The sequence below is a fragment of the Paenibacillus glycanilyticus NBRC 16618 genome (genome assembly GCF_004000805.1).
GTDB lineage: Bacteria > Bacillota > Bacilli > Paenibacillales > Paenibacillaceae > Pristimantibacillus > Pristimantibacillus glycanilyticus.
The window spans coordinates 150,914-174,513 of the sequence record NZ_BILY01000008.1 but is presented as its reverse complement, the minus strand read 5'-3'; the positions used below and the strand labels follow the sequence as shown (position 1 = coordinate 174,513).

The 23,600-nt window shown below is 52.8% G+C and carries 22 protein-coding genes; 19 read left to right on the top strand and 3 right to left on the bottom strand.

Translation table 11 applies throughout. The features are described from left to right. The first annotated feature begins 11 nt into the window (after window positions 1-11). The 8 genes from PGL01S_RS08570 (at window position 12) to PGL01S_RS08535 (ending at window position 7,423) form a co-directional block, all read left to right on the top strand. Complete coding sequence (locus PGL01S_RS08570; RefSeq protein ID WP_174806537.1) at window positions 12-434, top strand: CBS domain-containing protein; 423 nt, start codon at window positions 12-14, stop codon at window positions 432-434. A 124-nt stretch (window positions 435-558) separates the two neighbouring features. After that, window positions 559-2,226 (top strand): DNA repair helicase XPB, encoded by a 1,668-nt coding sequence (locus PGL01S_RS08565; RefSeq protein ID WP_127493470.1) that lies wholly within the window; start codon window positions 559-561, stop codon window positions 2,224-2,226. 14 nt (window positions 2,227-2,240) lie between these two features. Next, on the top strand, window positions 2,241-4,007 hold the full coding sequence (locus PGL01S_RS08560; RefSeq protein WP_127493468.1) for a helicase-associated domain-containing protein: 1,767 nt from the start codon (window positions 2,241-2,243) through the stop codon (window positions 4,005-4,007). 73 nt (window positions 4,008-4,080) lie between these two features. Further along, window positions 4,081-4,557, top strand: coding sequence for a YlbF/YmcA family competence regulator (locus PGL01S_RS08555; RefSeq protein ID WP_127493466.1), 477 nt, complete (start codon window positions 4,081-4,083; stop codon window positions 4,555-4,557). Window positions 4,558-4,594: 37 nt separating this feature from the next. Then, the gene (locus PGL01S_RS08550) at window positions 4,595-4,858 is read left to right on the top strand and encodes a YlbG family protein (RefSeq protein ID WP_041614405.1); all 264 of its coding nucleotides are present in this window, start codon (window positions 4,595-4,597) and stop codon (window positions 4,856-4,858) included. A 264-nt stretch (window positions 4,859-5,122) separates the two neighbouring features. After that, window positions 5,123-5,560, top strand: coding sequence for a hypothetical protein (locus PGL01S_RS08545; RefSeq protein ID WP_127493463.1), 438 nt, complete (start codon window positions 5,123-5,125; stop codon window positions 5,558-5,560). A gap of 100 nt (window positions 5,561-5,660) precedes the next feature. Further along, window positions 5,661-6,572, top strand: a complete 912-nt coding sequence (locus PGL01S_RS08540; RefSeq protein ID WP_127493461.1) for a selenium metabolism-associated LysR family transcriptional regulator — start codon at window positions 5,661-5,663, stop codon at window positions 6,570-6,572. Continuing rightward, window positions 6,563-7,423, top strand: a complete 861-nt coding sequence (locus PGL01S_RS08535; RefSeq protein WP_127493459.1) for a PHP domain-containing protein — start codon at window positions 6,563-6,565, stop codon at window positions 7,421-7,423. Before PGL01S_RS08540 ends, PGL01S_RS08535 begins: the two co-directional genes overlap by 10 nt. Window positions 7,424-7,488: 65 nt before the next feature. Here PGL01S_RS08535 and PGL01S_RS08530 read toward each other — a convergent pair whose 3' ends face one another. Both PGL01S_RS08530 and PGL01S_RS08525 read right to left on the bottom strand, forming a co-directional pair. Next, on the bottom strand, window positions 7,489-8,073 hold the full coding sequence (locus PGL01S_RS08530) for a C40 family peptidase (protein ID WP_127493457.1): 585 nt from the start codon (window positions 8,071-8,073) through the stop codon (window positions 7,489-7,491). A gap of 437 nt (window positions 8,074-8,510) precedes the next feature. Next, window positions 8,511-10,250, bottom strand: a complete 1,740-nt coding sequence (locus PGL01S_RS08525) for an Rqc2 family fibronectin-binding protein (RefSeq protein WP_127493454.1) — start codon at window positions 10,248-10,250, stop codon at window positions 8,511-8,513. Between the two features lie 158 nt (window positions 10,251-10,408). Here PGL01S_RS08525 and PGL01S_RS08520 point away from each other — a divergent pair, with 158 nt between their 5' ends. The 11 genes from PGL01S_RS08520 (at window position 10,409) to PGL01S_RS08470 (ending at window position 22,615) form a co-directional block, all read left to right on the top strand. Then, on the top strand, window positions 10,409-13,183 hold the full coding sequence (locus PGL01S_RS08520; protein WP_127493452.1) for a calcium-translocating P-type ATPase, SERCA-type: 2,775 nt from the start codon (window positions 10,409-10,411) through the stop codon (window positions 13,181-13,183). Window positions 13,184-13,298: 115 nt separating this feature from the next. Further along, a complete protein-coding gene (dapF, locus tag PGL01S_RS08515) occupies window positions 13,299-14,132 on the top strand; it encodes a diaminopimelate epimerase (RefSeq protein WP_127493598.1) in 834 nt (277 codons plus the stop codon). A 12-nt stretch (window positions 14,133-14,144) separates the two neighbouring features. After that, entirely contained in the window at window positions 14,145-16,043 is a 1,899-nt protein-coding gene (locus tag PGL01S_RS08510) for a bifunctional homocysteine S-methyltransferase/methylenetetrahydrofolate reductase (protein ID WP_127493450.1), read from the top strand. A 314-nt stretch (window positions 16,044-16,357) separates the two neighbouring features. Next, window positions 16,358-16,618, top strand: coding sequence for an extracellular matrix/biofilm regulator RemA (gene remA / locus PGL01S_RS08505; RefSeq protein WP_005548256.1), 261 nt, complete (start codon window positions 16,358-16,360; stop codon window positions 16,616-16,618). Window positions 16,619-16,631: 13 nt separating this feature from the next. After that, window positions 16,632-17,249, top strand: a complete 618-nt coding sequence (gene gmk, locus PGL01S_RS08500) for a guanylate kinase (RefSeq protein WP_015845336.1) — start codon at window positions 16,632-16,634, stop codon at window positions 17,247-17,249. A 17-nt stretch (window positions 17,250-17,266) separates the two neighbouring features. Next, window positions 17,267-17,479: a DNA-directed RNA polymerase subunit omega gene (rpoZ, locus tag PGL01S_RS08495; RefSeq protein WP_127493448.1), complete on the top strand. Its 213-nt coding sequence runs from the start codon at window positions 17,267-17,269 to the stop codon at window positions 17,477-17,479. A 298-nt stretch (window positions 17,480-17,777) separates the two neighbouring features. Beyond that, entirely contained in the window at window positions 17,778-18,536 is a 759-nt protein-coding gene (locus PGL01S_RS08490) for a DeoR/GlpR family DNA-binding transcription regulator (RefSeq protein WP_127493446.1), read from the top strand. A gap of 28 nt (window positions 18,537-18,564) precedes the next feature. Continuing rightward, the gene (locus tag PGL01S_RS08485) at window positions 18,565-19,293 is read left to right on the top strand and encodes a (Fe-S)-binding protein (RefSeq protein ID WP_127493444.1); all 729 of its coding nucleotides are present in this window, start codon (window positions 18,565-18,567) and stop codon (window positions 19,291-19,293) included. After that, entirely contained in the window at window positions 19,290-20,804 is a 1,515-nt protein-coding gene (locus tag PGL01S_RS08480) for a LutB/LldF family L-lactate oxidation iron-sulfur protein (RefSeq protein ID WP_127493442.1), read from the top strand. Before PGL01S_RS08485 ends, PGL01S_RS08480 begins: the two co-directional genes overlap by 4 nt. After that, on the top strand, window positions 20,797-21,537 hold the full coding sequence (locus PGL01S_RS08475) for a LutC/YkgG family protein (RefSeq protein WP_127493439.1): 741 nt from the start codon (window positions 20,797-20,799) through the stop codon (window positions 21,535-21,537). Before PGL01S_RS08480 ends, PGL01S_RS08475 begins: the two co-directional genes overlap by 8 nt. Window positions 21,538-22,030: 493 nt before the next feature. Then, on the top strand, window positions 22,031-22,615 hold the full coding sequence (locus tag PGL01S_RS08470; protein ID WP_244935544.1) for an HAD family hydrolase: 585 nt from the start codon (window positions 22,031-22,033) through the stop codon (window positions 22,613-22,615). A 43-nt stretch (window positions 22,616-22,658) separates the two neighbouring features. Here PGL01S_RS08470 and PGL01S_RS08465 read toward each other — a convergent pair whose 3' ends face one another. Next, window positions 22,659-23,567 (bottom strand): DnaJ domain-containing protein, encoded by a 909-nt coding sequence (locus PGL01S_RS08465; protein WP_127493435.1) that lies wholly within the window; start codon window positions 23,565-23,567, stop codon window positions 22,659-22,661. Between the last annotated feature and the right edge of the window lie 33 nt (window positions 23,568-23,600).

Genomic DNA, 23,600 nt, shown 5'->3' with positions numbered 1-23,600 from the left:
GTTTGTCCGCCTTGCGTAAAATGATCAAAGAGGTTATGTCTTCGCCGTGCATTACGGCAACTTTACTGGATAATGTATATGAGCTAGCCGTCTTAATGAAGAAGCATGATATCGGATTTATACCTATTGTAGATGGATCGAAGCTGATTGGCGCCGTAACGGACCGGGATCTTGTCGTACGCGGCTATGCGGATAAGCATTCCGGCTCCACAGCCGTCGAGAAAGTAATGACAACCGATTTGCTGACCATCGCGCCGGACACAACCATGGAGGAAGCGGCAGATCTAATGGCCAAGCATAAAATACGCCGTCTTCCTGTTGTAGAAAACGGTCAATTGGTCGGAGTTGTCGCGATTGGCGATCTGGCTGTCCGGGATGCCTTCATTCACGAGGCAGGCGCGGCGCTTAACGAAATATCGGAGCATGTGCATTAGATGAAATAACGGGATTCTTTCGGGGCGAACGCCTTTGAAGAATCCCGTTTTTCGTATAAAACTCTGGATAATTTTGCATACTGTGAGGTGAATGCTTACCTCTATGTACAAGGGGAGAGATCTTATGTTGGAACGTCAGGACGGACCGTTAATTATCCAATCGGATATGACGGTGCTGCTCGATTGCGAGCATCCTTTATCGGAGGAAGCGCGCAGGATGCTGATCTTGTTCGCTGAGCTCGTGAAGCGTCCGGGAAATTGGCATACGTATAAAATGTCCTCTTTATCCTTATGGAATGCGGCTTCTGCCGGCATGGACGCGGCAACGGTTATCGAATCGCTAAGAAAATATGCCAGATACGGCCTGCCCGGAGTATTGGAGACGAATATCCGCACACTAATGGAGCGGTACGGCAAGCTTCGGCTGGAATTAAGCGGGAACTGTCTCGTGTTATACGGGGACGATTCTTTGCTGGATGAGATCGCGGGGCATCCGATCATTCTGGAATGCTTGATGGAACGCGGGACCGGCGGTTCCTGGGAAGTAAATCCGGAGTACAGGGGCCAGCTTAAACAGGAATTAATCCGGCTTGGGTTCCCCGTAATCGATTTGGCCGGCTACCATACGGGTGAAGCTTTATCCGTATCGCTTAGACCGTTAACGCTGAGCGGCAGATTCTTCGAGCTTAGGGACTATCAGAGGCAGGCGGTTGATCTTTTTTATAAAGAAGGGACGATTCAAGGGGGAAGCGGCGTTATCGTTCTGCCGTGCGGAGCGGGTAAAACCATTGTTGGAATCGCGGCATTGGCAAGGCTGAACAGCGCTACGCTTATTCTAACCTCCAACGCAACCAGCGTACAGCAATGGAAGGAAGAACTGCTGGACAAGACAACCCTTCAGCCGGCGGAGGTCGGAGAATATACGGGCTCCTCTAAGGAGGTCCGCCCCGTAACGATTGCAACGTATCAAATTCTGACTCACCGGAAGTCGAAAAAAGATCCGTTCCGTCACATGAAGCTGTTCTCCGAACGCGACTGGGGGCTCATTATATACGACGAGGTGCATTTATTGCCTGCACCGGTATTCCGCATGACGGCCGATATCCAGGCGACAAGAAGGCTTGGATTGACGGCAACGTTGGTCCGGGAAGACGGTTGCGAAGAGGATGTATTTTCTCTGATTGGGCCAAAGCAGTTCGAGCTGCAATGGAAAACGGTCGAAGCGGAGGGTCATATCGCCTCGGTTAAATGCACGGAAATCCGCGTGCCGATGGATCAAGGCATATCCGAGCTGTACCATTCGGCCGAGAAGCGCTCGCGGCTGCGTCTCGCAGCGGAGAATCCCGGCAAGGTACCGGTTGTCCGCCAGCTCCTGGAGCGTCACGAGGGGACGCCAACTCTCATCATCGGGCAGTATCTCGATCAGCTTCATTCTATTGCGGATTCGTTAGAGGTGCCGGTCATTACGGGAGAATTGCCGCAAAATGAACGCCACAGGCTATACGAACAGTTTAAGTCGGGAGATGTACCCGTTCTTGCGGTATCCAAGGTGGCGAATTTTGCGGTTGACCTTCCCGATGCGGCCGTTGCCATTCAAATTTCCGGGAGCTACGGCTCAAGGCAGGAGGAAGCGCAGCGGATCGGCCGCATTTTGCGTCCGAAGAAAGGCCGCAATGAAGCCTGGTTCTATACCATTGTGACCGATGACACCAGCGAAACGGAATACGCCGCAAGGCGCCAGATGTTCCTGCTTGAGCAAGGCTACCAATACGAGCTTGAAAAACACCAGTAGGGAGGTTATTCTTCATGTTTGTACAACAGTGGTCGGAGAAACTGACAAGCCCCGTGAAGCAGCAATATATGATGTCTCCCTTATGGACTGGTGCATCGGAGCGCGGGTTGCATTGGGAGGAAGCCGTAATCGACCGGCTTTCCATCGAAGAAGCGGTGGACCGGATGGACGAAGCAACCACCGCCGTCCTTCGGGCATTTTATAATTGCTTTGGAGCCGGTCCCGTTTCGGAGGAGCGGCTTTTTTCGTTGCGGGAGCGGTTCTCGGGTGCCGAGTTCCGTTACGGAATGATCCAGCTGCAAAATGCGGGAATTATTTTCGCGCTCCGTCAAGGCTGGGGGGAGCGGCTGTATGCGATGCCAAGCGATTGTTTTATGCAGTGGCATCCCTATTTGTTTCCGCTTGCTCCACTGCCCGCAGCGAATAGATCAAGCGAAATCTGGGAGCAGCGGCAGGAGGAAATAGCCCTTAAACCGCTTGGGAGACAGCTTCTGGCGGTTTGGGCGGAGCTGGCCCGAAGCGGTTTAGGTTTGACGTCAAAGGGAATTCTGCCGAAGAAAACAACCGCGAGACTTACGCTGGCCGTTTCCATTACGGATGAGGATCTTCTTCAGGCCGGCTGGCAGCAGGAGGATACGGATCCTTATAATCCTGCCGTAAATTTTGTGCTGAAGCTTACCGGGCAATTAGGCCTGTTGGAAGCTGAAGGAAAGCAGCTAAAGTGGCAGGAAGACACGCTAGCTGCCTGGTTCTCGGAGGAGGAGCTTAAGCGGGAGGCTTTATTATTTCACTGGTGCCTGGATGAGCTTCTGAAGAAAAAGCCTGCGATGTGGCATGTCATGGCGTTGTTGACCCGGCTTGAACCGGGGGCCTGGTATTCGGAAGCGGCTATTGCAGCCCAGCTCCCGCTGCTTGATATGAAAGGCATGGAGTGGGAAGAGAGCCGAAGTGCCTGTTTGAATCTGCTGCGCGGACTCGGATGGATGGAATTCGCACGTGCCGGAGACCAGAGAATGCTCCGGTGGACGATGATGCCGTCCTCCCTCGATTACGGGCAGCGTCCGCAGGCAAGGTATGAGCCCATTATGATAGAACCTAACGGTGATTTGCTTGTTCCTCCAGGCTGTTCTTACAGGGTCCGGTGGGAGCTGGAGCTTGTGGCGGACAGGAAGAGCGACGAACTGCTGTCCGTATGGCAATTAACTCGAAGCTCAATAGAACGGGCAATGACTCACGGACGGAGTTTAGCTTCGGTTATAAACTTATTGCAATCGGCATCAGGCGGAGTCCCTATCCCGCCATTGCTCGAAACCAGCTTGGCGGATTGGGGAAAACAAACGGCAGCGGTTGTTAAGCAGCCGTCAGACGCGTATCCCGAATTGCCGCTTGAACCCCGACCGGAAGAAAGCGGGTTCGCGCTCCGTTCTTCCGGTCGTGCATTTGCGGGATGCGAGCTTATGAATCATGAGGATTTCAGAATAGAACGGTTTCTTCCCGAGCTTGAAAGGGTACCTATAAACTGGATGCAGCAGTTGAGATCATATCATCATTCCACGCGCCTAGAAATTCTGGAGAGGGCTTTGAGCTGGCAGGCTCCGGTCCAACTAAGGATGAACGAAAGCGTTGTGGCTTTTGTGCCAGCCAGACTGGAGAGAAGCGGAAGCAACTGGACCGTCACCGGCTTGCTGCGAGAAGCCGAGACGCACCGCGAAGTATGCTTGTCTCCGGAAATGTGGGAAGGGATGAAGCTGGTTGCGCCGGGAGTGAGTGGATTTGTGTAAAATTGTATCTATTCATTGAATGATTATGATATGATAGATTTCAAGCAAGTGTAAAAGAAAAGAGGGTGAACAAATGCCAACAACCACAGTTCTGCCCTACGATGGTGCAAGCGGCGTTTCTTCGCTGGATATGGCGTCGCTGTTGATGTGCGCTTACGAGCTGGGTGACTTTATTAACCAATCGGCCGAGGTAGCCGATTATCTATATTGGAAAGAAGCTGTACAGAAGGATGAGCAGGTGAAAGTGCTGACCAAGCAATTCGCCAAAGCGAAAGAGCTGTTCTCGGAATGCGAGCGGTTCGGCAGATTTCATCCGGATTATCATGCAGCCAAGGATAAAGTGAAGGAAATCGAGCGGGAGCTGGATCAGATTGAAGCGGTGAAACGGTTCAAGACGGCTGAGCAGCTCGTAGATACGATGCTGTATGACGTATCCCGCATGATCGCCGAATCGGTATCGGATACAATTAAGGTACCGAGCAATGAAGGGAAAACGGGCGGCTGCGGTGGCGGCGGATCCTGCAGCTGCGGAAGCGGCGGCTGCGGATAAGCCTTTGCTTGATTCTACTCGACGGAGGGAATGGATGTTGTTACCGGAACGGACAGGTTATATCATATGGGTGAGCGATCTGAAAGCGGCCAGAACGCTGGAAAAGTACGGAACCGTTCATTATATGTCGCGCAAGATGCATTATGTCGTGATCTATATGAACGCAGAACGCGCGGAGGAAGCGGTAAAGACAATAAGCCGTCTGCCTTTCGTGCGCAAGGTTGAACGATCTTACCGCAACGAATTAAAGACAGAATATACAAAAGATGCCGAGGATAAGACCAGATTCTACAGCATGTAGAACTAGAATTTCATAAGCCATGAACATTTATGAAATTCAAGCATGGATGTTAATAATAATTAAATAAAATTGCGGGAAGATCGCTGGTACACAGAGAGACCAATGTACGGCGATCTTCTTTCTTTTATTAAGTTTTACAAATAATTACATTTATGGGCTGAGTTTATTTTATTGTTGAAATCTCGGACAATCATGGTTAAAATATCCTTATACATAAAAAGTGGTAAAAAAGACCTGGTTCCTAAGACGGAGGTGTGGTGAACGATGAAGGACAAAACGACTAGAAGATGGAGCACTTATGAGACTTTTTATATCGAATTGGGCGATAAGAAAGTGGCGGACATCGTTATTACTAACCATGCCAGGAGCCGGTGGGTGGATCGGGTTGAAAGTGAGAAGACGGGCTACGAGGATATTGCCGAATTCTTATGGGAATGCCTGAAGCAAGGACGAGTTGAGCCTTATTACCGGAATGAAGAGGATGTTTACCTGATTGACGACGATCTGGTGTTTGTTGCTGAATTTGCCCCATCGGAAACGGACATTGATCTGCTTGGCAACCCGCTTCACAAGATGATTGTAGTCACCTTTTTGGGACGCATGTCGGAGACGATCGAATTGCGGGATTTGAAATCATACTATTCATGGCTTCGTCACTCCAGAAGAATGACCTTGGTGAAAAACAGCCGAAAAAGGAAATAATCGAAGAAACGCCGGGCGCAGCATCCAATCGAAGGGTGCTGCGCTTTTTTGCGCGCATTTGTAGTATAATAACCGCTAAGAAGAGAGGATGGTCGGACAGATGGCGCTTAATTTTCATCAATTGCACATTTTTTATACGGTAGCGGAACGGGGCAGCTTCTCTGCTGCCGCCCAGTCGCTGCATATGACTCAGCCGGCCGTGACGATGCAGGTGCAGTCGCTGGAGGACTATTTCGGGACAAAGCTGCTGCAGCGGTCTACCAAGCGAATCGACTTGACGGAAGCGGGGAAAGCGCTGATGCCTTACGCCCGGAGAAGCATCGAGCTGATCCGCGATACGGATCAAGCGATGTCGGCGTTTACCAAGCAGCTCAAGGGACGGCTCCAGCTTGGCGCCAGCCTCACGATTGGAGAATACATTTTGCCGCGCCTGCTTGGTCCGTTCGGGCAGACGTTTCCGGAAATATCGATCAGCATGAAGGTGATGAATACCGCTCAAATCATTGAAGAGATTATCCATCATCAATTGACCTTTGGATTGATCGAAGCCCCGGTCAATCACCCGGATATGCAGATGGAGGCCGTCATGAGCGACGAGCTCAAGCTGATTGTTCCGAAAGATCATCCGCTGTCTAAGCGGCAGACGGTTCTGCTTGACGAAGTGGCCGATTATCCGTTTGTGGTGCGTGAGCAAGGCTCCGGTACACGGTTAGTCATGGAGGACCAGCTTAAACGGAAAAAAATCGATCCGGCCGATCTGAAGATTGTGATGGAACTGGGCAGTACGGGAGCAGTGAAGTCGGCGGTAGAAGCCGGTCTCGGCGTCTCTTTTGTCTCCGAATCTTCGGTAAAGCACGAGGTGGCGCTTGGGCTTTTGCATGTGGTTCCGATTGAAGATACCCGGTTCAAACGGCAGTTCTACTCGATTTATTTGAAGTCGACTCTTCTGCCGATATCGGCAGTTACGTTCCTCACTTTTTTAAGAGAGAAGGATTTGCAGCAATGGTTGTAGGAAAAGCGGACTTGCACAATCACACGACCGCCTCTGACGGAACGATGGCCCCTGCGGCCGTTGTTGCCCGCGCGAAGGCGGCGGGGCTGGCGGCTGTTGCGATCACCGATCACGATACGATGGCAGGAGTTGAGGAAGCGCTCGAGGAAGGGCGGAAGCTCGAGATTGCCGTCGTGCCCGGCGTTGAACTGAGCACGGTTGCCGACGGTCGCGATATTCATATGCTCGCTTATTACCCGGACTGGCATAATGCTCTCTGGCAGGAGCGGCTTGCCGGGCTTCGGGCAACGCGCGGCACGCGGAATGAGATGATTATAGAGAGGTTAGTCCAGCTCGGGATTCCGGTTACGATGAGAGAAGTCGAGCAAATTGCTGCCGAGCAGGCGTTGGCCGGAAGCGATAAAGGCAAAGGGAAAACGATTGGCCGTCCGCATATTGCGGAGCTTTTGATCCGAAAAGGTGCGGTTGCCACGATGGCAGAGGCATTTGACCGGTATCTGGGGGAAGACGGCGCGGCATACGTGAATCCTCCGCGTATTCATCCGTTTGAAGCAATCGAATGGATACGCGAAGCGGGAGGGACAAGCGTAATCGCGCATCCTGGCTTGTATGGCAGGGATGATCTGGTCGAGCAGCTGATCGGGAAGGGCGTTCAGGGAATCGAAGTGTACCATTCCGACCATGGGCCGGAGGAAGAACGGCGTTACGCGGAGCTGGCGAGGAAACACGGGCTTATTATAACCGGCGGCTCGGATTTCCACGGGGAGCGTCAAGGCGAGGTGTTCCATGGCGAGATCGGCAGCAGAACCGTTGACGCCGCGGTGCTGGAACAGCTTCGCAAGAATAGATAGCTTTTCAAGAAAAATAGCGGTGCAAGGGAGAGATCCCTTCACCGCTGTTTTTTATATTTTTGCAGTTAGTTAACGATTCTCTTAGCATAGACCAGCGAAGACGCAAACCATGTGCCTTCCATTGGCTCGTAAGTGACTTTGGCGCGTCCGCCGCCGGCTTGAAGAATGTAATGCTTGCCGTTAACCACTCCTGCATAAATGCCGACATGGCCGCCGCCGCCGCTTGTAGAGCGGTTTAAAGATCCGTCGCCACGGTCAGCCGAGTTTTTAAAGAACAGCAGGTCTCCGACCTTCAGGTTCTTGTATTTATTTTTGGAGTCAACGATAACTTGCTTGCCGATGCTGCTGCTATAGCGCTGCGAGCGAGAAGAGCTGGAAAACTTGATTCCGAGCGTGCTGCTGTATACCCAGGAAGTAAAGTTGGAGCAGTCAAAACCGTAACCGGGTTTTTGCACGCCGCTGCGCCATTTCACGCCAAGCTGGGTTTTGCCTTTCGTAATCAGTTTGCTAAGCTGCGTGCTTTGGGTAGAGGTTGCTGCTGCCGCTTTAGGAGTAGTTACTCCAAGCGCGGGGGCTTGTACGGCCCCGGTTAAAGCGATAACGCCTGCCAAAGTGATAATCCCTTTTTTGAAAATCGTTTTTTTAGTCATGTATGTATCCTCCTAATGGTTTTTTTGTGCAAGAAAGCGTGTAGTCTGCCAGCACAAGTTTTGTTTGGCACTTTTAATACTAATGACTCTTTAAGGGGGTAGTCAGCTAATAAAAGTTACCAATTCCATTGAAAAGAACTAAAATAAATATTCTTTTATAAACCCTTATTTCACCTTTAAAACAAAAATTGCTAATATGTCTAATTATAATTGCAATAATAGAAAGAAAAACAATAATAAACATTCATCTTTCATCTGTATTTATATATTTAAGTATGATTAGGTAATTTAAGGTTTCCCGATTCAGCGGATTGGGCCATTATTCCAGAGAAGGTTAGCGAAGGGTTTAGGGCTCGTTAAAGTTTTCTAATTTAGGATAGATCGAGCAAAAAACGAAAAAGCAGCCCGCCTCGGATGGAGGACGGACTGCTTTTTGCTTAATTCACGCTGCGCGATGGCATGGCTTTGATCCGCTGCTCATCGGGAGTAATAAACAGGGTCTTCTGATGGTCATAGATGACAAAACCCGGTTTCGAGCCGCTTGGCTTGCGGACATGGCGGATAAACGTGTAATCCACGGGGATCAGGCTGGATTCCCTCGCTTTACTGTAATACCCGGATAGCATAGCTGCTTCCTCCAGGGTGGCATCCCCAAAGTCGCCTCCGCGGATGACCACATGGGACCCCGGAATATCCTTCGTATGCAGCCATACATCCGAAGGGGAAGCGAGCCGATTCGTTAAGTATTCGTTCTGCGTATTGTTCTTGCCGACATAGATGCTTACGCCTTCGGAGGAAGTGTAGCAAATCAAGGTCGGACGCGCCGGCTTTTTCCGTTTCGGTCCGCGCTTCACTCTGCTGCGAAGATAACCTTGCTCGACGAGCTCATCCCTGATCTCTTCGATATCGGCGAGCGAAGCATTATCCAATTGCTGCAGCAGCGTTTCCATATAGGATATCTCGCCTTGGGCGATCGCCATTTGCTCTTCAACGACGGCAATGCTGTTCTTCTGCTTCGTATATTTGCGGAAATACCGCTGCGCGTTGTCCGACGGCGTGAGCTGCGGATCCAGCTCAATCGTGACCGTTGCCTGCTCTTCGTCATAGAAGTTGATGAGCTCAACGGATGTGTCCCCGCGGTTGATCTGATGCATGTAGGCAGTGAGCAGCTCGCCTAACACGCGGTATTTATCGGCATCCTGTGCTTCCTCGACCGTTTCCTTCAGCTTTTCTATCTTCTTCTCGTTCTTGATCTTCTCGTTCTGGACGAACCGGATGAGGTCCAAAGCCCGCTGCTTGACCGTATCCCGTTCCGCTTTATCGCCATAGAAGGCTTCGAGGCATTCGCTGATTGTAGCAAAAAGCTCGGAAGAGCCCTGCACATGGGTCAGCGGAGTTATGGAGAAGTAGGATTTGCCATTGGCATCCAGGGCTATGGTTGGCGCGTAGACATGTGCCCGGACATCGCTCATAAGCGCCTGGAAGCTGTTCCATAGGCTGCTGCTTCCGTTCTCCGCGCGGAATACGATCTCTTTGGCGAGCAGAGGACTTAGTCCGCTAAACGCCTGAACAAGCTGCCGCTGGGGCGGCAGGCTTTCATTGCCGTCATCCGCATGCTGCCCGAGTGCGGCCAGAAAATCCTGTTCGCTTGCAATCGCAAGGGGATCGGTCTTTCCTTGATCGGGCGGGGCGGTATATTTGCTGCCGGGCATAACAATCCGGAATGTACTGATGGCAGGCGTCACGTGATGGATGCCGTCATGAATCGTCCCGGTTGCGGGATCCAGCAAAATAATGTTGCTGTGCCGTCCCATTATTTCTATAACGATTGTCTTGAGCGAAACATCGCCAAGCTCATCGCGGTGCCGGACGTCGATATGGATAATCCGTTCGCGTCCGATTTGTTTGACTGCTTCAATGGTTGCGCCTTCGCAATATTTGCGCATCAGCATGCAGAACATCGGTGCTTCCAGCGGGTTGACGTACGAAGCATTCGTCCAGTGAACGCGCGGATACGTCGGATTGGCGGACAAGAGCAGCTTGCCCTGCGCACCTGCGCCGCGGATGCTGAATACGAGATCATTGTCCGTCGGCTGGTGAATTTTATGAATGCGGGCGCCTATGCAGCGCTGAAGCTCTTCAACTATTGCGTGAATAACAATGCCGTCTAAGGCCATGAGGGTTTAAGTCTCCTTTATCAATGTCTTTCTCTATCATGCCATAGTTAAACCAAAAACTTAAGTCTTTAAGTGGGATATTTTGCAGTTTGTCCGAATACATTTAGGCTTGAGAGGCTGTCCGAGAGCGCTCGGCATATACGGGAGGGAGTCGTACAATGGAACAATTGAAATGGCACCAAATGGAAGCGGGCGAACTGGCGAATAAGCTGGGCAGCTCGCTTGCGCAAGGGCTGTCTGCATCGGAAGCAGAAGACAGGCTGTCGAAGAACGGGCGAAACGAGCTGGCGGAGGGCGAGCGTATTTCCCCGGTCGTGCTTTTCCTGAATCAATTCAAAGATTTCATGGTGCTTGTGCTAATGGGCGCTACTCTCATATCGGGGCTCTTGGGCGAATATTTGGATGCCGTGACGATTGTGGCCATTATCGCGATTAACGCGGTACTCGGCTTCATTCAGGAATTCCGTGCGGAAAAGTCGCTGAGTGCCCTCAAGGAATTGTCCGCGCCTACGGCAAAAGTGATTCGGGGCGGACAACAGTTGATGATTGCAGCCAAAGAGCTGGTTAACGGGGATGTTATACTGCTCGAAAGCGGCGACCGCATTCCGGCCGATATCCGGCTGATTGAAGCGAACAGCTGCTATGCCGAGGAATCTGCCCTGACGGGCGAATCGGTGCCGGTCGGCAAGTATGCCGCCGCTATTCATGAAGAGGACCTGCCGCTGGGCGACCAACGGAATTTGGGCTTTATGGGGACCATGCTTACGCGCGGAACAGCCAAAGGGGTTGTTGTCCGGACGGGCATGGAAACGGAAATGGGTAAAATCGCGGGACTCATTCAACAGACCGAATCAATGGAAACGCCGCTTCAGCACAGACTGGAGCAGTTAGGCAAAATATTAATCGCCGTTGCGATCGGGCTTACGATTATGGTCGTTGTTGCCGGCATTCTGCATGGACAGCCTGCCTACGGCATGTTCCTGGCCGGTGTCAGCCTTGCGGTAGCGGCTATTCCGGAAGGACTCCCGGCCATCGTTACGATTGCGCTTGCCCTTGGCGTACAGCGGATGATCAAACGGAAGGCGATTGTCCGAAAGCTGCCTTCCGTGGAAACGTTAGGCTGCGCTTCGGTTATATGCTCCGACAAGACCGGCACGCTTACGCAAAATAAAATGACCGTTACGAACGTTTGGCTGGGCGGACGGCATCTTCAGGTGACGGGCGAAGGTTATGAGCCGGTTGGAGCTGCTTTCGAGGATGGCTCCATGGTGGACGCGAAGCACGATATTGCCCTCAAGCGTCTCCTGCAGATTTCGGCGCTTTGCAATAACGCGACCGTTACGCAGGCGGAGCAGCAGGATTCGAAGAAAAGGAAAAGCAAGGAGCCGCAAGAGGAATGGGTGCTGAAGGGCGATCCGACGGAAGGAGCCCTTACCGTTCTCGCTGCCAAGCTGGGGATGTCCGCCAAATCGCTGGAAGGCTTATATAAGAGGGAAAAGGAATTTCCGTTTGATTCCGAACGGAAGCGGATGAGCGTTCTCGTCTCGCATCAGGGTGGCAAGGTTGTGTATACGAAAGGCGCTTCCGACATGCTGATGGACCATTGCAGCTACGTGTTATGGGACGGCAAGGTAGTGCCGTTTACCGCCACGCTCAAGAAAAAATGCGCGGATGCCGCGGAAGAAATGGCGCAAAACGCGCTGCGCGTGCTTGGCCTCGCTTACCGGGATATCCGCAGCGGCGAAGCAACGGAGACGGAAAGTGATGTGGAATGCCAGCTTGTATTTGTCGGCCTGACCGGCATGATCGACCCGCCGCGCCGCGAGGTGCGCGATGCGATCGCGACCTGCCGCAGAGCTGGCATCAAGACGGTAATGATTACAGGCGATCATCAGTTGACCGCGGAAGCGATCGCTCACCAGCTTGGCATCATGCCGCGCGGCGGCGTAGCGCTGAGCGGCAGCCAGCTGGAAAATATGACGGACGATCAGCTCGACAAGCATGTCGACAACATCTATGTCTACGCCCGCGTATCGCCGGAGCATAAGCTCCGGATCGTCAAATCCCTGCAGAGAAAAGGGCATGTGGTTGCCATGACCGGCGACGGCGTTAACGATGCACCGGCAATTAAAGCAGCCGATATCGGCATCGCAATGGGCATTACCGGCACGGATGTCTCGAAGGAAGCTTCCGCGCTTGTCTTAAGCGACGACAACTTTGCGACGATCGTGTCGGCCATCGAAGAAGGCCGGAGCATCTATGAGAATATCCGCAAATTCATCCGTTACCTGCTGGCGTCCAACGTCGGCGAGATTCTGACGATGTTCCTGGCGATGATGGCGGGTCTTCCGCTTCCGCTCGTGCCGATTCAGATCTTGTGGGTGAACCTTGTGACGGACGGTCTGCCGGCGATGGCGCTTGGGGTTGACCAGGCGGAGAAGGATCTGATGCAGCAGAAGCCGCGCTCGGCCAAGGAAAGCGTATTCGCGAGACGGCTTGGCTGGAAAATCATCAGCCGCGGCGTATTGATCGGGGTATGTACGCTAGGCGCCTTCTGGATTACGCTTAAGCTTGCTCCGGGTACAGCCGCAGAGCAGCTTACAAAGGCGCAGACGGTCGCTTTTGCCACGTTGGTCTTAGCTCAGCTCATTCACGTCTTTGACTGCCGCAGCTCGCGTTCCATCTTCCACCGCAACTTGTTCCAGAACCGTTACCTGGTGCTTGCCGTTCTATCGTCCTTGGTCCTGATGATCGGGGTGCTCTACATTCCGATGCTTCAGCCAATCTTCAAGACGGTGCCGCTCAACTTCCGCGAATGGTGCCTGGTATTCGTAGCCGCCGGCATTCCTACCTTCCTGATGGGTATCGGCAGCGTGCTTGGAACAAGCAAGCCTAAAAGCAAGCCGGCAAAAATGGCATTCAAAAATGTGTAACGAAGTACAAATGATGATCGGAATTATGAATAGCGTTTCCCTTTGCTTTGCGGTATGCTAAGGAAAAATGATAGCTTATTTTATTCATTGGCTGCAGTAAAGGGGGAACACCATGATGAAGTTTACAAAAATGCATGGTTTGGGGAATGATTTTATCGTTATCGCCGGCGAGCGGCAGCTGCCTGGCAATGTAGCGGAGCTGGCTATAGACCGCTGCAACCGGTTTTTCGGTATCGGCGCTGATGGGCTGGTGTACATCCTTCCTTCGGAAGTGGCGGATTTCCGCATGCGCATCATCAACTCCGACGGCTCGGAGGCCGAGCAATGCGGCAACGCGATTCGCTGCGCGGCGAAATACATTTACGATAACGGCCTTACGGATAAAGAGGAATTAACGATCGAAACGCTTGGCGCCGGCGCGCAGACGGTTCAGCTGGAAGTAGCGGACGGGAAAGTGCAGCAGGTTCGCGTCGATATGGGAGAGCCGATTCTAAACGGTCTGCAGGTGCCTACTACGGTTGACGAAGAACGCGTAATCGAGCATCCGATTGAAGTGGACGGCCGCGAATTCCGGTTCACGGCCGTATCGATGGGCAATCCGCATTGCGTGATCTACGTGGACGATGCAGCTAACTTTGATCTTGCGACTTGGGGACCCAAGCTCGAGACGCATCCGATGTTCCCGCGCAAGATCAATGTGGAGTTCGTTACCGTAACTTCCCGCGAACACGCGGAAATGCGCGTCTGGGAGCGCGGCGCTGGACCAACTCTGGCCTGCGGCACCGGCGCATGCGCAACGGTCGTTTCCTCCGTATTGAACGGTTTAACGGACCGCACGGCGGTCGTAACGCTCAAGGGCGGCGACCTGACGATTGAATGGAACGAAGCGGATAACCATGTTTATATGACTGGACCTGCAGCCGAAGTCTACCGCGGCGAATGGGAATAGGGAGAAATGAATATGAAGCCCGATTTAAGAACGAAGCTTAAGCAGCGTATCTTGACCGGGGACGGCGCGATGGGAACCTATCTGTATCAGATGGGGTTCCCTGTCGGCGTTTCTTACGAAGAATTGAATATGACCCGTCCGGATGTCATTGAAGGCGTCCACCGCCGGTACTATGAGGCAGGGGCGCGCGTAATCGAGACCAATACCTTCTCGGCCAATCTGGTCAAGCTGTCCAAATACGGCCTGGAGCCGGATATGGAAGCGATTAACCGCGCCGGGGTGCGGATTGCGAAAGCAGCAGCAGGCGAGGATGCCTACGTGGTTGGCGCTGTTGGCTCGATCCGCGCGGGCAAGTTGAAGGATGTGCGGACATCCGAAGTCAGCCAAGCGTTTGAGCGTCAGCTCGACGCTTTGCTTGCCGAAGGCGTGGACGGAATTCTGTTTGAAACGTTTTATGATTTTGACGAAATGCGCCTGGCACTGGGGCTTGCCCGCAAGCTAACCCAGCTGCCTGTCATTTGCCAGTTTGCCGTTCAGGATGTCGGACGGACGCAGGACGGTACCGGCTTGCTGGATGCCTTCACTTTATTGAAGGATGAGGGAGCGGATGTCGTCGGTTTCAACTGCCGGAGCGGCCCGAACGGAATCATGCGGGCGGTTGAGTCGATAAGCGGACCGGTAGAGCTGCCGCTGTCCATCTTCCCCAACGCGGGTATTCCCGATTACGTTGACGGCAAATACAAGTATTCGGCCGGACCGGAGTATTTTGCCGAGACCGCTCTGCAATTCGCGGACCGCGGCGCGCGGATTATCGGCGGATGCTGCGGAACGACGCCGGAGCATATTGCGGCCATGGCGAAAGCATTGAAGGACTATGTTCCGCTAAGCGGTGCAACAGCCGCTGCGATTGCCGACTCCCCGGAGGCGGAGGTTATCGTAATTGGGGCGGAACCTGCCGAAGTGGTGAAAAATGCTTCCGGGGAGCGGGCGGACACGCCGATTATTTCGGAACCATCGCTGGTGGACACCGTAAAAGTAAGGCATACGGTTATCGTTGAGCTGGATCCTCCGCGCGATCTGGATATCACGAAATTTATGGCCGGCGCAGCTGCCATCAAAGCCTGCGGAGCGGATGCCGTTACGATGGCGGACAACTCGCTGGCGGTGACCCGTATGAGCAACCTGGCGCTAGCCGCGCTGGTGAAGGACCGAATCGGCTTGCGTCCGCTCGTTCATATCGCCTGCAGGGACCGCAATCTGATCGGAACGCAGTCGCATCTGATGGGGCTGGACGCACTCGGAATCGACCATGTGCTGGCGGTTACGGGCGATCCGGCGCGTTTCGGCGATTTGCCGGATTCCAGCTCGGTGTATGACCTGACCTCCTTCGAGATGATCCGGATGACCAAGCAGCTTAACGACGGCATCGCCTTCTCCGGCAAGCCGCTGAAGCAGAAGGCCAACTTTGTCGTTGGCGCGGCGTTTAATCCGAACGTCAAGCATCTGGACAAGGCAGTGCAGCGGCTGGAGAAAAAGATCGCTTCCGGCGCGGATTATATTATGACCCAGCCGGTCTATGATCCGGCGCTCATCGAGAAAATCGCGGATGCGACAAAGCATTTATCCGTTCCGTTGTTTCTCGGCATTATGCCGCTTGCGAGCGGGCGCAATGCCGAATACCTGCATAACGAGGTTCCGGGCATCCAATTATCCGATGAAGTGCGGAAACGGATGGCGGGACTCGAAGGTGCGGTGGGGCGCGCGGAAGGCGTTCGAATCTCCCAAGAGCTGCTGGATACCGCTATCCGTCATTTCAAGGGCATTTACTTCATGACGCCGTTTATGTTCTACGAAATGGCGGTCGAGCTGACGGACTACGTATGGGCGAAAACGGGGATGCAAAAGCGCTAAAATAGTCCGTTTTCGCAATTTCTCTTGTTTTCTCTTGTTCGTTTCCCTAAAATCCTTTAAACTATATAACAATGGATCGGGCTGCCTTTTTAACCGGCTGCATCTTTCCCGGGACAGGCAGTGTCCCCGGAATAGCGGGAACAGGCATGGAGGCGCGGCGCGGAACGTATGCTCCGGACTTTTTTCGTCAACAATAGTGCAATGGTTCTGTCGTTATTTGGCAGGGTGGAGCAATTCATCAGGGTCCAATACATTTATACTAATATATGATTTATACGGGAGTTGCACGAGGAAGACCGGAGGGGGAACCTGACTTGGCTATTAAACTTATTAATATCGGCTTCGGCAATATTGTTTCGGCCAATCGCATTATTTCAATTGTTAGTCCGGAGTCGGCACCAATTAAACGGATTATTCAAGAAGCACGCGACAGACACATGCTGATTGACGCGACTTACGGAAGACGCACGCGCGCTGTTATCATTACGGACAGCGACCATGTCATTTTATCGGCGGTGCAGCCGGAGACGGTTGCTCATCGCTTGTCGACCAAGGATGACGATAACGACGAATAATACGGGGAGTAATATGGATAAGGGATTGTTGATTGTATTGTCCGGACCTTCAGGCGTAGGTAAAGGAACCGTGTGTTCCGTCCTTCGCCAAAAGGTGCCTGAGCTTGTTTATTCCGTATCGGCCACGACGCGGAAGCCGAGACAAGGCGAAATCGATGGCATTAATTATTTCTTCAAGACGAAAGAGCAGTTCAAGGAGATGATTGCAAAAGACGCACTCCTCGAGCATGCCGAATATGTTGGCAATTGCTATGGTACTCCTCGCGATTTCGTGGAGAGTACGCTTGCAAGCGGCAAAGATGTTATTCTGGAGATTGAAGTACAAGGCGCATTAAAGGTGAAAGAGAAGTTCCCGGAAGGCGTATTTGTCTTCCTGCTGCCTCCTTCGCTTGATGAGCTGAAGTCCCGTATTACGGGCAGGGGAACGGAAACCCAGGATACAATCAATAACCGGATGACGGTAGCGGTAGAAGAAATGAATCTGATCCGTCATTATGATTATGCGGTTGTTAACGATGAAATCGACGCCGCGTGCCATCGTATTCAAAGTATTATTACGGCTGAGCATTGCCGGAGAGACCGGTATTATTCCCATCTGGGAGAACTGTCAGCTGCTATCGAGAAAGTCTGAGCGAGAGGTGAAGAACAATGTTGTATCCATCGATTGATGAAATGGTGAAAAAAGTAGATAGCAAATATTCGCTTGTAGTTGCGGCTTCCAGACGCGCACGCATGCTGCGCAACGGTGAAAAATCCGAGCTTCGCAACCCGAAATCCCGCAAATTTGTTGGCGTTGCACTGGAAGAAATTTTCCACGACATCGTGCAAGTTGAACAAACAGCGGACAAACAACAACAATAAGATTGATTGAAAAAAGGATGGAGCTGATCAGCTCCATCCTTTTTTTGTTTTTTCGTTTCCGCCCATGCCCGTTTTTGTTTGAAATAACAGTTTTCAAAAATAAACAAACATGATAACATATAAACAAACAAAAACAAATCTAATCGGAGGGAAAACAAAATGGCTCGCAAGTTATGGGATTCCTGTTAACCCGGCATATTGTCCTTCTGGTTCCGATCCTTCGTTGTATAATAAATAGCTTGGCCTTAAAATATCGATAGGTATGGAAAAATTGAGAAGAAAGAGAAAGAGGTAGGCTATGCTGGTTGCGGAAAGGTACGAAACGATAGTTCGATTGGTGAATGAGCGGGGCAGCATCCGGGTATCGGAGCTGAGCGAGCTTTGTCAGGTCACGGAGGAGACGATCCGCCGCGATCTGGACCGCCTGGAACAGGCGGGACGGCTTCGCCGCTCGCATGGCGGCGCGGTCAGCGTGAAGGATACGCAGCCGGAGACTCCGGTAGCGGAACGGGAAATTATGCATGCAGACGAGAAACGACGTATTGCGGAAGAAGCGGTCAAGCTGATCAAGCCGAACGACCGGATTTTGCTGGACGCCAGTTCCACGGCATGGTATATGGCATCGATCCTGCCGGATATTCCGCTCACGGTTTTGACCAATTCGATTAAAGTTGCCGTCGCCCTAAGCAATAAGGAGAAGATTGAAGTGATCTCGACCGGCGGCATTTTGGCTTCGCGTTCTTTATCTTATGTAGGGCCGCTCGCGGAACGCTCACTCGAATCCTATCATGTAAACAAGCTGTTTTTATCCTGCAAGGGCGTGCATCTGGAGCGCGGCATCAGCGAATCGAATGAGCTCCAGGCACGCATTAAGCATAAAATGCTCGGCATTGCGGAGCAGGTCATCCTGCTTGCGGATTCCAGCAAGTTCGGCGTTCAGGCGTTTACCCATGTAGGCGATCTGGCGGAGGTTGACGCCATTATTACGGACCGCCGGCTTTCCCAGGAAGCCGCAGCCGGACTATCCGAGCGTTCAATACCGGTTACGATGGTTTAACGAATCGATACGTTTGTGAGGTGACGAGGTGAAGGTCTCATTATTTATCACCTGTCTTAGCGACACGATATATCCCCGAGTGGGCGAGGCAATGGTTAGACTGCTGGCCAAGTACGGAATTCAGCTGCATTTTCCAACGGTGCAAACCTGCTGCGGCCAACCCGCCTTCAACAGCGGTTATTGGAAGGAAGCGCGGGAGAGCGCAAAGACGATTCTGGATGCGTTCGAGGATTCGGACTTCGTGATTTCGCCTTCCGGCTCGTGCACGGGCATGGTTCATCACTATCCCAAGCTGTTTGAAGCGGATCCGGTTATGCATGAGCGGGCATTAAAGCTTCAACGCAAATCCTACGAATTTACGCAATTTCTTGTTCAAGTGCTTGGCGTAAAAGACGTCGGCGCGGTGTTCCCGCACAAAGTGACGTACCATCCTTCCTGTCACGGCAGCAGGCTGCTTGGCATTAAAGAGGAGCCGATGGAGCTTATGCGCCATGTGCAGGGGCTTGAGCTTGTGCCGCTTCCGTTTGCGGAGGACTGCTGCGGCTTTGGCGGCACGTTTGCGGTAAAGATGGCCGATATTTCCGGCGCGATGGTAACAGAAAAGGTGGACCATGTGCTGGAGACGGAAGCCGAAGTGCTGGTAGGACTCGATCTGGCTTGCCTGATGAATATTGCCGGCAACCTGCGGTACCGCAATCAGCCGGTAAAGGTGATGCATTTGGCAGAGCTCTTGTATGAAGGGGTGAAGCAGGCATGAGTACGGCTGGAAATGCATCAACGGTAAAAGAACGCGCGGAGCTGGCGCTGAACGACGAGTTTCTGCGCAAAGCGGTCAAGTTCACGACGGAACGGCTTCGGAACGGCAAGAAACAAGCTTCCGCCGAGCATGGCAATTGGGATGACTGGCGGGAGCGAGGACGGCAAATCCGGCTTCATACGATCGCTCATTTGGATTACTACTTGAATATGTTTGCGAATCAGGCGCGCGCTAACGGCGTGCATGTGCATTTTGCCGAAACGTCTGCGGAAGCGGTAAAGCTGTCTCTCGAGATTGCGCAGCGCAAGCAGGCGAAGTCGGTTGTAAAATCGAAATCGATGGTTACGGAAGAGCTGCATTTGAATCATGAGCTTGAGTCCATTGGCGTTGAGGCCATTGAAACGGATCTTGGCGAATATATCATTCAGCTGGCCGGCGAGACGCCTTCCCATATTATTATCCCGGCTATTCACAAGAACCGTTATCAGGTGGCTGATCTTTTGTCCCGGGAAGCAGGGGAGACGCTAGCTCCGGATACGTCCATTCTTGCAGGCTTCGTGCGCAAAAAGCTTCGGGAGAAGTTTCTGGAGGCGGATATCGGGATGACCGGCTGCAATTTCGCGATTGCCGAGACCGGCTCTATGGTGCTTTTCGAGAACGAAGGAAATGCGCGGATGGTCACAACCGTTCCGAAGACGCAGATTACGCTGATGGGGATGGAACGGATTATTCCGTCCTGGGCGGATCTGGAGGTTATGGCTACGCTGCTGCCGCGTTCGGCGACAGGACAGAAGCTGACGGTTTACATGTCCGGCATTACCGGCCCAAGACGCGAAGTTGACGCGGACGGACCGGATGAGATGCATATTATTATCGTCGATAACGGACGATCCTTGCAGCTGGGCGATCCGGAGTTCCAGGAGCTCCTGAACTGTATCCGGTGCGGCGCTTGTCTAAACGCTTGTCCGGTATACCGTCACATCGGCGGACACGCATACGGCGGTACTTACAGCGGTCCTATCGGTGCCGTGCTGACGCCTGCTTTGCAGAAAAACGTAGCGGAGTGGGATGATATCGCCAACGCTTCAAGCTTGTGCGGCGCCTGCTACGAGGCCTGTCCGGTCAAAATTCCGCTTCACGAGATGCTGATTTATTTGCGCCGGCGCAAGCAGGAGCAAGGGCATGGCAATGCGGCGGAGTCGTTCGGAATGAAGGGCTTTGCCGCCGTCATGGGCAGCTCGAAGCGTTATGCCGGACTTGTGAAGCTGGGCAAGCTGGGGCAAAAGCTTGTCGTAAGAGACGGAGGAATCCGTCTGAAGCTAGGCCCGCTTAAAGGCTGGAATACGTACCGGGTAACGCCAAGCCTGCCGAAGAAGTCGTTCCGCGACCAGTGGGGGACGCTTGAGCAGGAGCTGCGCCATGGATTGAAGGAAGTTGCTCCCGACGTGCGCAGCCGGATGGAAGCCATTGTGCAAGGCAGAGACAGCAAGGGAGGCAACGGTCATGGCTAAGCAGGCGGATTCCCATGAGGAATGGCTGAAGCAGCAGGCGGAAGATTCGAAGCGGAAGCAGGAGGCGTTCATGAACGGGATTGCCCAGAAGCTGAGACGTCCCCGGGTGACTTCGGCGCCGGAGCATCCGTTCCGCGGGGCGCCGGATTTCTGGCAAGCGTTCGAATGGCCGCTTGAGGAACGGGTGGACCGGTTCGAGGCGAACTTCAAGGCAGCCGGCGGGCATGTGGAGCGGCTTGCCGACATGGAGGCGGCTAAGCGGTTTATCGCGGAGAAAGCGGAAGCGCTTGGCGCCAAATACGTCATCCGGCAAAATCAGCCGGAGTTAAACGGGCTTGGCCTCGAGGAGACGCTTGCCGCGTCCGGGGCGGAAGTCCGCGTATGGAACAGCGAGGCGGAGGAGAACTGGAGAGCGCGCGCGGCGGAATCGGACTTCGGTATTGTAATCGCCGACTATGCAGCCGCTTATACCGGCTCCGTAACCGTCCTATCCTCGAAGGATAAAGGCCGCTCGGTGAGCTTGCTGCCGACCGTATTGTTTGTTCTGATCCCGCTGGAGCGTTTGAAGACGCGGCTAGGCGAGATCCTGATCCGTTTCGATGAAGCGGGGCGCGAGCAGCTGCCGGCCGGGATTCATTTTATATCCGGACCAAGCCGTTCGGCCGATATCGAGAATGATCTGACGATCGGCGTGCACGGACCCGGCGTAGTCCATGCTTTGCTGATCGGTTGAATTTGTGCATGCCCTCAAGCATGGGCTGGCGCTTTTGCGCCGGATTAGAGCTTGAGGGCTTTTTGCAACGACAGTCACCTTGTTTAGGGACACCAAATCAATCATTACTACGATCCCGGCGATTCGGCGATTTTTACAAGGCTTAACGATGCGGGGCATCGTTAAGCCTCTTCTTTTCACCCTTTAGAGATTCCTTAGCGATGTGACGTATCGTTAAGGAGCGTCAAATCAGCCATTTTTTCCGTTTTCGTCTGATTTTCACATTGCTTCACGATGTGACACATCGTTAAGCCTCTCTTTTTCCCCTCTTAGGGACTCCTTGGCGATGTGATACATCGTTAAGCCTGGCCAACGGATTAAACTCATACTTGAAACGCTTTAGGATGTTCCTCGATTAGCGTTTCAAGTATAGCTATAGAGCAGGAAAAGACTGTACTGGCTTGAATTAGTAGGAGAAAGCAATGAGATTATCCGTGAGGAGGAGGCGCTGCCTGTGAAATTGAAACCGGAGCTCGTGCTAGATGCGGCGGGCGTGATTGTGACGAATTTTTCGCCGCGGTTTTGGCAGGAGCTTGTATGGCGGTATGGGCTGCCCTACGACAAGCTGGCCCAATTCAAACAGGAGATCCGCGTGAGTTTGTGGACGGGCGTTATATATGAAGATGAATTCTGGGACGAGATTTGCAGCCGGTTTCCGGCAATGGACAGGGATGAAGCCAGAATACAGCTGTTGTCCCAGATTACGCCGCTGCCTGCCGCGGACCAAATTCCGCGCTGGAGCAAGCATGCCCATATCCATCTGCTCAGCAACCACCGCTTGGAATGGCTGGAGCCGATCGTTGAGCCGCTGCGTCCGTATTTGCGCAGCATCACGATCTCCAGTACGGCTGGCTTCTGTAAGCCCAATGCACCCATCTACGAACAGGTTGAGCAGCATTTCGAATCAAGGGCATCCGTCTTGTTTGTGGACGATCAGGAAAAAAACTTCAAGGAACCCGAGCTGCGCGGCTGGACGAATGTACTCGCCGACGAGCAGGGGGATTGGGTGAATCGGGTCAACCGGTTTCTTGCCATATAAAAGCAGCAGGCTCCCCTCGGGAACCTGCTGCTTTTATTTTTTTCTATTGCTTGGTCTCGAGGAATTTCTCGATGAACTGAAGTGCTTTTTCGGTGTTTTTGGAGCCTTCGCGAACGCTGGCGATATAATTGTCCTTGGCTTGCATCGGAATATTTCCGATGATCGGGCTGCCGGAAATTTTTACGCCGTACGTATGCTCGGACTGATCCTCTTCCGTCTTTTGCTTGAAGCTGTCCTCCGGCTTAAGCAGCTTGGTAATAGCCGTCTGCGAATCCAGATTCATAAACGCGCCTTGCGGGCCAACCCAGTTAAACGCAGCCGTATCCGTAATATAGATGTCCGGGCGCTCCGTGGCGAGTACGACCATCGCTTTTTGTTGGGAAGCAATGTCCATTTGATCCTTCGCATCCAGCGGTACGTACGTGAAGTTGACTTTAAACCGCTTGAATTCCGGGAACTGCTTAATGAGCGCTTCTTCGATATCGGCCTCTTCGGTCTGCTTGCCCGCGCTGTCGCTCATATAATACTCGCCGAGGAACATGATGGACAGATCCACCGGCGGAAGCTTGGCCAGACGCTCCTGCTCAGCCCGATGGTCCAGATAGCTGTTAATGCCGACGATAACAAGAATGAGGGCAATAATGCCGCCAAGCACATGGAACTTGTAGTAGCGCCAGAAATGGTCTACTTTCTCGGCGGAGCCGGCCATTTTCTTATACTTGCCGTATTCTTGCTGGTTGAATGCTTCATTGGCTTTCCGGTTGTCCTCGTCCAGAATATACCGGTAAGCGCGCGTGACTTCTTCAAAGTCGGCCTGATCGGTTCCTTCCGGGTTCTCTCTTTGTCTCGCCCGAGCTTGTCGCATTAAGGTGGTGTAACGCTTATCGACCTCTTCTTTCGAAGCGTTTTCAGGAAGACCCATCGTTTCGTAAGCTCGTTTCAGTTCGTCCATGGAGTTGCTCTCACCTCTGTTAGGATTAGAAAA

What these genes read in the sequence shown, in the direction of transcription:
- PGL01S_RS08565 (WP_127493470.1), top strand. Translation starts at nt 559, where the DNA reads ATGTTGGAACGTCAGGACGGACCGTTAATTATCCAATCGGATATGACG.
- PGL01S_RS08560 (WP_127493468.1), top strand. Translation starts at nt 2,241, where the DNA reads ATGTTTGTACAACAGTGGTCGGAGAAACTGACAAGCCCCGTGAAGCAG.
- PGL01S_RS08555 (WP_127493466.1), top strand. Translation starts at nt 4,081, where the DNA reads ATGCCAACAACCACAGTTCTGCCCTACGATGGTGCAAGCGGCGTTTCT.
- PGL01S_RS08545 (WP_127493463.1), top strand. Translation starts at nt 5,123, where the DNA reads ATGAAGGACAAAACGACTAGAAGATGGAGCACTTATGAGACTTTTTAT.
- PGL01S_RS08540 (WP_127493461.1), top strand. Translation starts at nt 5,661, where the DNA reads ATGGCGCTTAATTTTCATCAATTGCACATTTTTTATACGGTAGCGGAA.
- PGL01S_RS08535 (WP_127493459.1), top strand. Translation starts at nt 6,563, where the DNA reads ATGGTTGTAGGAAAAGCGGACTTGCACAATCACACGACCGCCTCTGAC.
- PGL01S_RS08530 (WP_127493457.1), bottom strand. Translation starts at nt 8,073, where the DNA reads ATGACTAAAAAAACGATTTTCAAAAAAGGGATTATCACTTTGGCAGGC.
- PGL01S_RS08525 (WP_127493454.1), bottom strand. Translation starts at nt 10,250, where the DNA reads ATGGCCTTAGACGGCATTGTTATTCACGCAATAGTTGAAGAGCTTCAG.
- PGL01S_RS08520 (WP_127493452.1), top strand. Translation starts at nt 10,409, where the DNA reads ATGGAACAATTGAAATGGCACCAAATGGAAGCGGGCGAACTGGCGAAT.
- dapF (WP_127493598.1), top strand. Translation starts at nt 13,299, where the DNA reads ATGAAGTTTACAAAAATGCATGGTTTGGGGAATGATTTTATCGTTATC.
- PGL01S_RS08510 (WP_127493450.1), top strand. Translation starts at nt 14,145, where the DNA reads ATGAAGCCCGATTTAAGAACGAAGCTTAAGCAGCGTATCTTGACCGGG.
- gmk (WP_015845336.1), top strand. Translation starts at nt 16,632, where the DNA reads ATGGATAAGGGATTGTTGATTGTATTGTCCGGACCTTCAGGCGTAGGT.
- rpoZ (WP_127493448.1), top strand. Translation starts at nt 17,267, where the DNA reads ATGTTGTATCCATCGATTGATGAAATGGTGAAAAAAGTAGATAGCAAA.
- PGL01S_RS08490 (WP_127493446.1), top strand. Translation starts at nt 17,778, where the DNA reads ATGCTGGTTGCGGAAAGGTACGAAACGATAGTTCGATTGGTGAATGAG.
- PGL01S_RS08480 (WP_127493442.1), top strand. Translation starts at nt 19,290, where the DNA reads ATGAGTACGGCTGGAAATGCATCAACGGTAAAAGAACGCGCGGAGCTG.
- PGL01S_RS08475 (WP_127493439.1), top strand. Translation starts at nt 20,797, where the DNA reads ATGGCTAAGCAGGCGGATTCCCATGAGGAATGGCTGAAGCAGCAGGCG.
- PGL01S_RS08465 (WP_127493435.1), bottom strand. Translation starts at nt 23,567, where the DNA reads ATGGACGAACTGAAACGAGCTTACGAAACGATGGGTCTTCCTGAAAAC.